The following is a 13,182-nucleotide window of genomic DNA, read 5'->3' as shown; positions in this document are numbered from 1 at the left end:
GATATGAGCGTTCAAACAACCTCTGTTAACCCGCACGCCGCTCACACAACATCTCTGTTGGCTCTTGTCAAAAGTCTTTGGCGCAACCGCCAGCTTATTCTGCAAATGACTAGGCGTGAAGTCGTTGGACGCTACAAAGGCTCCGCGATGGGAATGGCTTGGTCATTCTTTAATCCTGTATTTATGTTGGTGGTGTACACCTTTGTTTTTTCCGAAATTTTTAAGTCCCGATGGGGTGGAATCGGCGGTGATAATAGTAAAACACAATTTGCCTTGGTGCTTTTTGTTGGCATGATTGTATTAAATTTGTTTAGCGAGGTGCTGAACCGCGCCCCTGGTTTAATTATCTCCAATGTCAATTACGTGAAAAAAGTAGTGTTTCCGATTGAAATATTACCGGTTGTCACGATAGGCGCAGCACTCTTTCATAGCATTATTAGTCTTGGCGTGCTTCTGGCTGCCTTTGCTATATTCAATGGCTACTTACATTGGACGGCGCTTTTTGCACCTTTGGTCCTGCTTCCGCTACTTATCTTGACTGTAGGTCTTGCCTGGATGCTCGCATCCTTAGGCGTTTTTCTCCGTGACGTGGGACAGTTCATCACTATCATTACCACCGTATTGATGTTCCTGGCCCCGGTTTTTTATCCATTAACCGCGGTACCGGCACGATTTCTCCCGTTTATCATGGCTAATCCGCTTACCTTCATCATCGAACAGGCGCGGGAGGTGCTGATCTGGGGGCATCTTCCCAATTGGCTCGGATTGGGTGGTTACACCTTGGCGGCTATTTTCATTGCCTGGATAGGCTACGCCTGGTTCCAAAAAACCAGAAAGGGGTTTGCCGATGTCCTCTGAACTAGATATCTACTCTTCGAATCAATCTTCAAACCAAGCTGACGTTGCGATCCGGATCCAAAATGTCACTAAGCGGTACGAAATATACGACGCACCGCGTGACCGTCTCAAGCAATTTATCCTTCCTCGTTTGCGCCGAATGATTGGCAAAGTATCAAAACAATACTTTCGTGAATTTTCGGCGTTAACAGACGTTTCGTTTGAGGTAAAAAAAGGCGAGACCGTTGGTGTTATCGGCAGAAATGGCGCCGGTAAATCGACTTTACTACAGATTATTTGCGGCACGATAACGCCCACCAGCGGCACAGTTGAGGTTAACGGGCGTGTTGCGGCTCTGCTCGAATTAGGTTCAGGTTTTAATGCTGAATTCACTGGTCGTGAGAACGTCTACATGAATGCGGGCGTTTTGGGCTTACTTAAAAATGAAATCGATGAGCGATTTGAAAACATTGTGGCCTTTGCTGATATTGGTGAGTTCATTGATCAACCAGTCAAAACTTACTCAAGTGGAATGTACATTCGTCTTGCCTTCGCGGTTATCGCCCATGTGGACGCCGATATCCTGATAATTGACGAAGCTCTATCAGTAGGAGATATATTTTTCCAGCAAAAATGTATGCGTTACTTACGCGCCCTCCAAGAGAAGGGTGGGACAGTGCTGTTTGTTAGTCACGATACAAGTGCTGTTGTCAGCCTCTGCAATAGAGCCATTTTGCTTTCACGTGGGAAGGATACTGTTGTAGGAAAAACAGATGAGATTTGTCGGATGTACATTAAAGATTTTTACTCGGAACGTACTACTCCAGTAATGACGACTCCAATAAAAGCGATTGAGACCAGTTCCCGCGAGCCAATTAGTAATCAAGCTAGTGACTTTTTTGAGGGTTTAGTGGAAGGTGAGGAGCAGACTTCCAACCTGATTCGAATAACCCCTTTTCGTCAAGATGCAGACTCGTTCGGGAGCGGTGGCGTTAATATCGTCGACATTTGGTTTGAGGGCGAAGATAACTCAAAGCTTTCAATGATTAACGGTGGGGATCTTGTCAAGTTTTGTATCAAAGCCCAGTCTAAGCAGGACATTCATCATGCTGCTTTCGGTTTCATGATTAAAGATCGCCTGGGTCAATACATTTTTGCCGAGGGGTCGGACCTCGCATATCGCAATCAGCCACCCGCCTTGAAATCTGGAAAAACGATATTAGTAACATTTTCATTTCTCATGCCTATATTAATTCAGGGGGAATATTCTCTGAATGTAGCAGTTGCAGAGGGGTTGGGAGATGATCATATTCAGCATCAATGGATAAATGATGCAATGGCATTGCACAGCTTAAAAAGTAGATTGGTTCACGGTATCTGTGGACTGCAGAGTTTGCGCATAGGCATTCAAGTATCTTCAGCATTTCAATCGGAGTCGTAATGAGTATCGTTGTAACGCAGTATGGAAAAATGCGCATTATTGATGCGGATAAAGTGGTGTCTCATGCGTTAGGGCTATATGGCGAATGGGCAATGGATGAGCTTGATTTGCTCGGTCAGATAATTTCTCCTGGAATGCGTGTTTTAGATGTAGGTGCTTTTATTGGCACGCACTCACTTGCCTTCTCGCAATTTGTTGGTGAAAAGGGGCGGGTATATGCGTTCGAGCCACGTAAAGAAATTTATGCAATTTTGTCGGAAAATTTATTATTAAATAATTGTGAAAATGTCACAGCGCTTAACATTGGTCTGGCTGAGATCGAAAAAGATTTAGTTCTCCAATCGATAGACTTAAATGAGATGGTTAATTTTGGCGGCCTCTCGATTGATGCAGAGGTAACTTTATTAAATTCTGCCACATATAAAATTCATGTTTCGACTATTGATGGTTTAGGAATCGGGAAAATAGACGTTATAAAGTTGGACGTTGAAGGGATGGAAAGAAGCGTATTGGATGGTGCAACAGAAACTATTTTGCGTGATCGCCCTATCGTTTTTTGTGAATGTAACTCTTTAAGTTCGGGAAACGAAGTTCTGACATTTTGTCAGGCACGGGAGTACGACACGTACGGGTTTTTGGCGAGCGCATATAATCCCAATAATTTTAATGCCATAACCGAAAATATTTTCGGAATGGCAAAGGAACTGGCTTTACTGTTAGTGCCACGAGAAAATACCGCAAAAATTATCAGTGCAATATCCGATACTCTTTTATTCCCCATTCGAAATATTGAGGATTTAGTATTGCCGTTACTGCATAAGCCGCAATACGCCTATGAGGTTTTAGCCAATACCTCGACTTCTTTACCGCTGGGTATAAATTTTCCTTCCCCGGCCGCCGTGGGGCAAGATGAAAAGATAGTTAGTCTTAGTCAAGGAATTGTGCAGCGTGACCAAATGATTACTAGTCGCTCCCGTGAATTGGAGGAGCGTAATGAAGTAATTGTCGGTTTAAGTGAAACGATTACTGGTCTGCAACAAATAGTGATTGATCGGGATGCTTATATTCAAGAATTGGTAAATTCTACATCATGGTTTATTACAAAGCCGATACGTTTTGCCGGTAGGTTGATCCGAGGTGATTTTGTAGCTGCTATGACTTCGATTAAGAGCGCGTTAAATGTAAGCAATACCATTACCCAAGCATCGCCAAATGGTGGGCTGAAACTGGAGAAAACTAGTAGTTATTTAGTGACTGCCTCCCCTATAGCACCTACACATCCTGTCGCGGTCATCCTCCCGGTATATCGCGGGGTGGAAATGACCAGGCGCTGCATTGATGCTGCTATACCAAACATACTGTCTAATCCTGGTGCGCGTATTGTCGCAATAAATGATGCAAGTCCGGATGCCGGTATGCAAGAAATGTTGGAAGAGTTAGGTAAAAAATGGCCGGATGTTTTTGTGGTGCTAAAGAATGAAAGCAACCTAGGTTTCGTTCGAACCGTAAATCGTGGTTTTGCACATTTCCCGCAACATGATGTGGTGTTGCTCAATAGCGATGTCATCGTTCCCAAGGACTGGCTGAGCAGATTAATCGACGAGGGATATTCTCGAAAGAATATCGCGACTGTTACGCCTTTTTCTAATAACGCAACCATCTGTAGTTTCCCGTACTTCTTACAAGAAAATCCTCAACCTTTTGGTCTCGATGTTGATTCGGTGGATGCGGTGTTCAGGCAAGCCAAGTTACCTTGTATTGAGGCACCAACTGGGGTCGGATTTTGTATGTATATTCGTAGAGAATGTCTCGATACCATAGGCTATCTGAACGAGGAGAAATTTGGCAGAGGCTATGGTGAAGAAAACGACCTATGTCAACGAGCGTTAAAAAGCGGTTGGTTAAATATAATTTCCCCAAATTTGTATGCCTATCATGAGGGTGGGGTTAGTTTTTCCTCAGAAAAGCATGCGCTGGTTACTCGTGCCATGGGCGTCATCGAAGACTTGCATCCTAGTTACCATTCTGACATCGAATTATTTGTTAAGAATGATCCCCTCCGGTCGGCAAGGGTAGCGCGTTACGTGCAACTTTTGTCGACGCTCCCGATACCAAAGGTTCTTCACATTTCCCATGCAGTTGGTGGCGGAGTCGCGCAACATGTTAATGAGTTGGCACAATATTTTGGTCAAAGCGTCGCGCATGTTTTACTTGCTCCGCATGTAGAAGAGGGTGAGATTAGTATTAGTTTGGGTATTGATCAACATGCTGATAAAGTCATTTTTTCTCTGCCGTCTGGATATAAGGACGTCGTTAGTTTGTTGAAAGCTATCGGTGTAAGTGCCATCCATTATCACCATACTCAGGGTCTGGATCCATCTGTGTTGTGCTTACCGGTTGATTTGAACGTTGCATCGATTCTTACCGCACATGATTTTTATTGGCTTAACGCCAATCCAACTCTTACTAATGAGAGCGGTAGATATCCTGGATTTTATTCTGATAAGCTCAGAAATCCGTTATATCCGTTGCCGCCGGGGGAAACGCTGGAAACATGGCAAGAGCGATTTCGCCCATTAATCGAAACTACGCAATGCGTTATATTTCCTTCAAGTGCTACAAAGTCACTTTTCGAGAATGTCTATCATATTGAAACAGGTATTATTGCTCCGCATGTCGAAATGCAATTGGATGTAAATAGAATACCAAGCATCTTTACAAAAAGAGACTCTTACACTATTGGAGTCATTGGTGCAGTTGGCCGCGAAAAAGGGGCGGACATACTGGAGGAAATGGCTGAGAAAGCGAAAATTCTAGGGCTGCCACTTAGATTTAAATTAATTGGTTACGCCTACAGATTACTTAAAGTCGTAGACACTACTGGCCCATATGATGTTAACGATTTGGGAGAGCTGATGCGTGAACATGCGCTGGATATTGTCTTATTTCCTGCGCAATGGCCAGAAACCTACAGCTATACACTTAGCCATGCCTTAAATTCAGGACTCCCAATTATCGCTCCGAGTATTGGTGCCTTTCCAGAGCGTTTATCAGGTCGTTCTAACACATTGCTGTTTAATCACTTGAGTTCGCCCAATGAATTGCTGGATCAATTTAACGCATTTATTGAAAATTTGTCAAAGGGTGTATCAGTAGTTGCGCCAATTTTTGAGGGGGTTAGCTCCAAAACTGATTTTTATGACTTAGAGTACAAACAACTTATCTCGTGCGATTTGAAAGTTATTAAAAGCGATCAGACTGCCCCGATCATTTTTCACGCAGCCCAGATTCTGAGCGGTTCATCTCATAATAAGTCGACTTGGAGAGGTTCCGTTTTAGGCGCACTTTGGTATTTATATACCCACCCATTAATGAGACGGGTTAGTTCTGCTGTACCGTACAAAATGCGTCGCTCGATTAAGCGCTCACTTAGCCGCAGTGCGCTTCACGACATAAATAAATTTAAATGAAAGTAAATATAGCGCTGTCTATCCCCACTGCTATACCTACGTTTTGTTTCTATCAAAGCATGAATAAGTGAACGAATACTGTTATAGGTTTGGGACATAAAATCGTTGATGAATTTGAACGAATAAAAGATATTTACATTCACCTCATTGAAATTTTGTTACCGCTTTTTATGACTCGGAAATCTGAAACTTCTAAGTTTCGTAATTTATTTAGGGCGGACTAAAGTGCCGTTTGTTTTAAGTCGAATTTAACGTTGGCCTGCGTTGTGTTGAGTTTTTCCCACTGACAAATAGAGTGACACCCTGCTCAGACGTAACGTAAAATACTTGGAATGTTGATAAAAGAGGGCGCTAATCGTGTGAAGAGCGTTTAAAGGGGTATTAAATGGCGTTTTTTCCGATTTTTCTGTCGATCGTATTTGTCGTACGCAACCAAGCAGCAAATACTGAAAAAATATTATCCGACGCTGCTTCTTGTATTGCTAACCTGGTTAGTGATTATGAAATCATCATTGTCGATAATGCGTCCGACGATGACAGCATTTCTGTACTCAAAAAACTCACAGGAGAAAATGGTTTACCCAACCTGCAAATCTATGCGTTGACTAAAGAGGTCGATGCCGACACTGCGTCATGGGTCGGATTGGAGAATGCATTGGGCGACTACGTAGCGGTCATTGATTCTCAAGCAGACGATATCGCATTTCTGCCAGAAATGCTCGAGAAGGCGGTAAGGGGAGCTGATGTAGTATTTGCTAGCAATCAGCAAAAAGTGCCACAAAGCTTTGCTTATCGAGTTTCATGCGCCATTTTTAACGGATTCTATAAGCGCTTTAATGGCATCCATCTAGCCAAAGAAGCGCCTCAGTATCGTGTATTAAGCAAAAAAGTCGTTAACTTTATTCTGCAACATTCCCAACCTGCGATGACTTATCGGCATCTACCGGCTACAGGCGGATTTGCACGCGTTAATCTGACGTATAGCGCAGCGCCAAGACTCTCGCACACGAAACGGTTGGGCGAAAGTATTGACCGAGGTATGCGTCTGTTGGTGTCGACCACCCGTGCCCCAATGCGTCTTGTTACATCATTGTCATTATTTGGAGCCGTTGCTAACCTGGCCTATTCTATCTACGTTGTCGCTGTCGGTTTTTTGAAACCTCATATCGCGCCTGGTTGGGTTAGTCTGTCCCTTCAGCAATCTGGCATGTTTTTCTTGATTTCCCTGGTTCTTCTTGTATTGGGCGAATACATCCTGCACATGGTCAGCTCAGCCAATGAGGGCCCGCTTTATCACGTAGGGCAAGAGTTCACCAGTATTCGTATGACTAGGCGAGAGAAATTAAATATCGAGGAAGTAGCCACTAACCCGAAATATATACCAGACACCCGCGCTGAACAAATTGCCTCATGCCAACCACAAATATAAATCTGGATGCAATTATTGTCGGAGGCGGATTTTACGGTGCTGCTATTGCGATCTACCTGGCTAAGCAGCGTGGGTTGAGGCGCGTCGTTTTGGTGGAGCGTGAGGCGGGCCTTCTGACTCGTGCCTCGTACAACAATCAGGCACGGGTTCACAACGGTTATCACTATCCGCGCAGCTTTACAACAGCTTATCGAAGTCGCGTTAATTTGCCTAAATTCGTACGCGACTGGCCTGAAGCAGTAACGCAAGATTTTATGAAGCTTTATGCGATTGCACGTCGTAACTCCAAGGTCACTGCCAAGCAGTTTGAGCGCTTCTGCGGGGATATCGGTGCCAAAATTCAAGTAGTAGAACCCTCTCTGCGAGCATTATTTGAGCCGCGTCTTATCGAGGATGTGTTTTTAGTAGAGGAGTATGCATTTGATTCAACCAAGTTGGCTAGTTGGGCCGCGCGAGAATTACAAGATTCTGGTGTACAGATTCATCTTCAAACAAGCGTAACGGCGATATCAAACGGGCCAAATCAAACACTGCAAGTGGTTTTAAAGTCCGATGACGGATCAGAAGAAATGCTGTCTTGCCGCTACGTCTTCAACTGCACCTACAGTGGGCTTAATCAATTTAAAGGTGATTTTCCTGGGACGCAAACTGGTCTTAAACAGGAAATCACGGAAATGGCGCTGATGGAGGTGCCGCCCGTACTAGCTGGACTGGGCATTACAGTGATGGATGGCCCATTCTTTTCGATGATGCCGTTCCCCGCCCGTGGGTTGCATACGCTTTCCCATGTCCGGTATACCCCGCATATGCACTGGAATGACGATCAGGGCATTAATCCTTACCAAAAACTTAGTGAATATGAGCGTGCAACGCGTGTTGACCGCATGATCAGGGATGTAGGTCGTTATCTCCCTGCCGTTTTTGATGCCAAGTATGTCGACTCGTTATTTGAAATCAAAACCGTTCTGGTAAAGAATGAGGGGGATGACGGTAGGCCGATTTTGTTCGAAAAGCATCCAGAATTACCGGGGTGTTACTCCGTCCTAGGTGGAAAAATAGACAATATTTATGATGTGCTTGAAAAGCTTGAAACAGAGTCTTTTAGCAGCTACTAAGCGATGCCGATATTTGGAAATAAATAGGAACTGATTTTGATGAAAAAATTGATCTCCGTAATTGGTCCAATGTACAATGAAGAGGAGCTTGTTTCCACGTTTTGCGAGGAAATTTTGACAGCTCTGGAGCCGATTACAGACCGTTATGAACTTGAAATAGTGTTGGTAGATGATGGCTCTAAGGATGGAACGCTAGTCCAAATGCGACAGCTTCGTGAGCGCTTCCCGGAAACTGTCACTTTAGTGCAACTATCTCGAAATTTTGGTCTGGAGGGCGCTATACATGCCGGTCTCCGCATAGCGGCGGGAGATGCGGTAATTGTAATGGACGCTGACCTTCAAGATCCCCCTGGCATAATTCTGCAAATGGTGAAGGAATGGGAGGAGGGAGCCAATGTCGTCGTCGGATCTCGGGCAGGTCGGCCCAATGACAGCGTTTTTAAGCGCCTGAGTGCCCATTTGTTTTATAGCACTTTGAATTCGCTATCGGGCAGAATTTGTTTAGAAAAAGATGCTGCCAATTTTCGTTTGCTGGATAGAAAAGCTGTGGCGACTCTTTTGGCACTCCCCGAAGTCAACGGAGTATTTCGGGTAATAGTTCCCTTTTTAGGTATGAAAACAGCGGTAGTTTCGTACGACAGGGACAAGCGATTTGCAGGAGAAACAAAATATCGTTTGAAGTCAATGATCAGGTATGCGCTGGATAGTCTTACGGGAATTTCTATTGAGCCCTTAAGAAAAATCCCTTCTGCTGCTGTGGCCTCATTCGTTTTGATGCTCCTATCGTTAGCTGGTATGTGCTTTGGTCCTGGCCAATGGCAGCCATCATTTTTAGTTTGCGCTGTAATGTCACTGTTATTTTCCCTTCTTTTTGTTGTACTTTCAGTGATTGCCGAATATCTGGGTCAAGTCTGCACCGAGGTCAAGGGTCGCCCGACTTCACTCGTGTATGATTTTGAGCCTAGCAATTCTGCCCTTAAAAAGGTAACTCATGAAACCCTTTAAAAGGGTCGGTATGTCCGGCCTTAAGTTGTCCCAAATCACCTTTGGAAGTGCTCTGACCATTGGGACCGAAGATTCTGGCAAGGCATTTGCTCAGATGATGATCGACGGCGCCTGGGACCTGGGTATCAGATCCTTCGATACCTCGAACAATTATGGGATGGGGAAGGCGGAAACACTTTTAGGGCATGCGCTGAAGAAATACCCTAGGGAAGAGTTTGTCTTGGCCACCAAGGGTTCATGGCCGATTGGTTCACACACCTATCATCAGGGTTTGGGAAGAAAGCATATTCTCTGGGCTTTCGACGAGTCCATGAAAAGGTTGGGAATGGAATATGTGGATGTTTATTATGCCCACCGTTACGATCCAGAAACCCCTATGGAGGAGGTTGTACGCACCTTCAACCGGCTGATCAACTCCGGCCGAATTCTATATTGGGCCACCTCAGAATGGCCTCTCGCAGCTTTAGTTGAATGCCACGAGGTTTGCAATCGACTAGGGCTCGAAAAGCCTATCCTTGACCAATTCATTTATTCGTATGCAATTAATAAAGCCGATATTAATGGTGTCCGCGCTTTCTGTCAGGCGGAAGGCGTTGGAATGTTAGGCTTTGCTCCCTTAGCTCAAGGTCTCCTTACCGGAAAGTATCGCGATTCTATTCCTCCAGAGTCCCGGATCGCAAAAAGTGGCCAGCTTGGGTACGACAAAACACAGAAAATATACGAGCAAAACAAGGCTAGGATCGATCATTTTTCCAGGGTATGCGTTGAACATGAGGTCAAGGGATCCCATGCCGCTATTCAGTGGGTTTTACGTCGTGGCGTTCTACCGGTCTTGGGTGCAAGTAGTCCCACACAACTGAAGGAGAACGTGGGCGCCTTAGATAGCGAAATCCCTGATGATTTTTGGGTTGAGGTTGATGCGTTTGAGGTAGATAAAATATGAAAATTTCAGCATCGAATATCGCATGGGGCCTCGAAGACGATCAAGAGGTTTATTCAAAGATGAAGGCTGAAGGCTTTTCCGCGCTCGAAATTGCTCCGACCCGGCTAGTACCGCAGAAGCCTTATCAGCCCGAAAATATTATTGTGGCCGCTTCCCTGGCTGCAGAGATTCAAAATAGTTGGGGCTTTGGTATCTGCTCTATGCAGTCTCTTTGGTACGGCCTGACTGAGCGAATTTTTGGCACTCCAGAGGAAAGGGCATTTTTATTGCAATACACATGTTCGGCACTGGATTTCGCCGCAGCCGTTGGCTGCCCGCATGTGGTTTTTGGAAGCCCCCGAAACCGGATCATCGAGCATCCTGAGCAGAGACCGGTAGGGGAGGAGTTTTTCGCTGCCTGTGCCGCCTATGCAGAGTCCAAGTCCGTCACTATCGGCATTGAGGCGAACCCGTCCTCTTACGGAACCAACTATCTAAACACTACGCCCGAGGCATTGGAGTTGGTTCAAGCTATTAATTCTCCTTTTTTTAAGTTAAACCTTGATCTAGGGACGATGTTGGAAAACGAGGAAAATTTGAGCACACTTGAGACCTTAATCCCTCATATCAGTCATGTTCACATCAGTGAACCATCCTTGGCGGCTGTTATTGACCGGTACGAACACCAGGAACTCGCTCGACGTTTGGAGGATGGGGGCTACACCGGCTGGGTATCTTTGGAAATGAGAAACCTTGGGACAGAAACTTTATTTCGGTCCCTGGAAACGGTAGCTAAGGTTTTCAATAGATGACGGCGGCATCCTGGGAACGTCATAGACCACTTTTGAATGGCTTTCTAAAATTTGCCGTCATTGGAGGGCTCGGAACCCTTACCAACTTACTTCTGTTTTTCTTGTTGGTGGACTGCCTTCGTGGCGCCGCTCTGCCCATCGCTGTACTGTGTTACATACTTGCATCAACCCAGAATTATATTCTTAATCACTATTGGACCTTCAAAAGGGACGTTGGCCCCAGCATAAGGCTTTGGCAAATGTACCTTGTGGGATCCTTGGGTGGCTTGGTGGTCAACATATTAATACTTCGGATAACGTTGTCTTGGTTCCCTATGATTGTCTATTCTCAGTTACTTGGGATAGGTGCGGGTTTAATAGTGAATTTTTTCATGGTTAAAGTATTTGTCTTTAAAAATGAACACTCAGCAAATTTGCATAAGGATACGGATTTAAGTCCGAATTCAAATTTTTTTAATTTAATTAACTTCAAGACCATTAGAAATTATTTTTTTAATCTCCAGAAAGAGGACAAAAAATATTTTATTTTAGCTTGGATTGTTATGTGTTTCGGTGTCTTTTTGAGATTCTATCATCTGGACAAGGTCGGATTGTGGTCAGACGAATTGTTCACCGTAGCTGCCGCTTTGGACGTGGGGCATGGATCATCATGGCTAAATTTCACTCCCAAAGTTATACCTGAGTTAAATTTTAATGATTCCTTTATTACTTGGAAGGCAGCTGATAATACTCCTCCGTTATTTGACTTATTAGTTATCCTTTGGGCTAAATGTTTTGGTAGTTCGGATTTCGTACTGAGGTCTTTATCGGCTTTCTTAGGGGCGCTCTCTCCATTTATATTTTTCTATGGGTTGAAAAAAAATGTCGGCTATTTGTCGGCATTTTTAGGTGTCACTTTATTGGCACTTTCTCCTTCTGCAATCATTTATTCGCAGGAAGTACGTAGTTACACATTAACTTTATTGTTATGCACGATAGCAACTGTTAGAGTTACTAATCATATATTACAAGCATCAAATTTTCCGACCGATAAAAAATGGACATCAAGTATATGGGTAGATGTAGCCATATACGTATTGATGGCTTACTCCCATTACACTGGTTTATTTATGGCCGGTCTTTTTGCTGGAATTTACACTCTTTTTGTCATATTTCCGAGTCGCAGATATTTTGAAATCACAAAATTTTTAATTGTTCCTCTTGCTATTTTTCCGTGGATGTTGCTGAGCAAAAAAGCATTCATATTTAGTAGTCATGGAGGTTATGCTTGGGGGGAGTATCATCTCTCTCAAATAATTACCCAAATGATTCCCGGGACGTTAAATTTCTTGCTGCCAGGTTATGGAGTCGGATTTAGTGTAGTCTGGGCTGTTTTTCTTATGACATGCTTGACTGGTTACTCTGAAAAACAAAATTGGATTTTTTCACTCAAGCATATAAGAGAACGGATTTTTGATAAAAAAATTATTTTAGCGATTTTATTGATAGCTACTATTTTATTTTTATTCTTATATTCTGTATATAACGCCTTTACATCAAAAATGTGGCATCCTCGCTATTTTTTAGTCGCGTTGCCGGTCATCTATTGTTCATTTTCATTGTTATTTTCTGCGTCAAAGCTAAAAGAATTACTCTCAATTATATTAACAATAATAATTTCAATATTAAGTTTGATTGGTATATTTAATTATTTTTATAAAGATAACTCTTACAAAGAAGAATATAGGGAAGGCGCGGATTTTATTGCAAATAATATAAAGGACGATTCTGTAATTCTTCTAAATTGGCCGGCAAATGAAGCGTATTACCGTCATTATTTAGACAAGTTGTTACCCAAAACGGGCCTTAAATACACATATAAACCTGTTGCAAACTATGATGACGTAAAGAAAATTTGTGCTTCCGATCAGAAAAAAGGACGGAGTTTCTTTGTATTTCAACACCAGGATCAAACGCCTCTCTTCCAAGAACTTGATCGTTGTTCAGGTATGGTGAAGATTGCTGGCCAAAAATTTAGGGGTGTCTTAGTGTATGAATATGTCGTTAAGTAAGGCCGTTTATTAAACGCTTACTTTCTCATACTTAAGTCATAATCGCCGCCTTTTACTTATGAATATGGATATATTAACGATCAAGATAAATGTAAGCATA

At 43.5% G+C, this 13,182-nt stretch carries 9 protein-coding genes; all 9 read left to right on the top strand.

Annotation, left to right across the window (positions count from 1 at the left end; all coding sequences use genetic code 11):
* Positions 1 to 3 precede the first annotated feature (3 nt).
* The gene (locus ACXX82_RS07250) at positions 4 to 858 is read left to right on the top strand and encodes an ABC transporter permease (protein ID WP_323506688.1); all 855 of its coding nucleotides are present in this window, start codon (positions 4 to 6) and stop codon (positions 856 to 858) included.
* Positions 848 to 2,278, top strand: coding sequence for an ABC transporter ATP-binding protein (locus tag ACXX82_RS07245; RefSeq protein ID WP_323506687.1), 1,431 nt, complete (start codon positions 848 to 850; stop codon positions 2,276 to 2,278). Before ACXX82_RS07250 ends, ACXX82_RS07245 begins: the two co-directional genes overlap by 11 nt.
* Entirely contained in the window at positions 2,278 to 5,748 is a 3,471-nt protein-coding gene (locus tag ACXX82_RS07240) for an FkbM family methyltransferase (protein WP_458562694.1), read from the top strand. The genes ACXX82_RS07245 and ACXX82_RS07240 overlap by 1 nt, the downstream gene beginning before the upstream one ends.
* Positions 5,749 to 6,133: 385 nt before the next feature.
* Positions 6,134 to 7,177 (top strand): glycosyltransferase, encoded by a 1,044-nt coding sequence (locus ACXX82_RS07235; protein WP_458562693.1) that lies wholly within the window; start codon positions 6,134 to 6,136, stop codon positions 7,175 to 7,177.
* Positions 7,159 to 8,292 (top strand): NAD(P)/FAD-dependent oxidoreductase, encoded by a 1,134-nt coding sequence (locus ACXX82_RS07230; protein ID WP_323506684.1) that lies wholly within the window; start codon positions 7,159 to 7,161, stop codon positions 8,290 to 8,292. The genes ACXX82_RS07235 and ACXX82_RS07230 overlap by 19 nt, the downstream gene beginning before the upstream one ends.
* Before the next feature lie 39 nt (positions 8,293 to 8,331).
* Positions 8,332 to 9,297: a glycosyltransferase family 2 protein gene (locus tag ACXX82_RS07225; protein ID WP_322233154.1), complete on the top strand. Its 966-nt coding sequence runs from the start codon at positions 8,332 to 8,334 to the stop codon at positions 9,295 to 9,297.
* A complete protein-coding gene (locus ACXX82_RS07220; protein WP_458562692.1) occupies positions 9,284 to 10,240 on the top strand; it encodes an aldo/keto reductase in 957 nt (318 codons plus the stop codon). The genes ACXX82_RS07225 and ACXX82_RS07220 overlap by 14 nt, the downstream gene beginning before the upstream one ends.
* Positions 10,237 to 11,031 (top strand): sugar phosphate isomerase/epimerase family protein, encoded by a 795-nt coding sequence (locus ACXX82_RS07215; protein ID WP_322233151.1) that lies wholly within the window; start codon positions 10,237 to 10,239, stop codon positions 11,029 to 11,031. Before ACXX82_RS07220 ends, ACXX82_RS07215 begins: the two co-directional genes overlap by 4 nt.
* Positions 11,028 to 13,082 carry a GtrA family protein gene (locus ACXX82_RS07210; protein ID WP_458562691.1) on the top strand — a complete coding sequence of 685 codons (2,055 nt, stop codon included), beginning with the start codon at positions 11,028 to 11,030 and terminating at the stop codon, positions 13,080 to 13,082. Before ACXX82_RS07215 ends, ACXX82_RS07210 begins: the two co-directional genes overlap by 4 nt.
* Positions 13,083 to 13,182 lie beyond the last annotated feature (100 nt).

This window comes from Glaciimonas sp. GNP009 (genome assembly GCF_054343755.1).
This window is presented reverse-complemented; position numbering and strand designations above follow the sequence as displayed.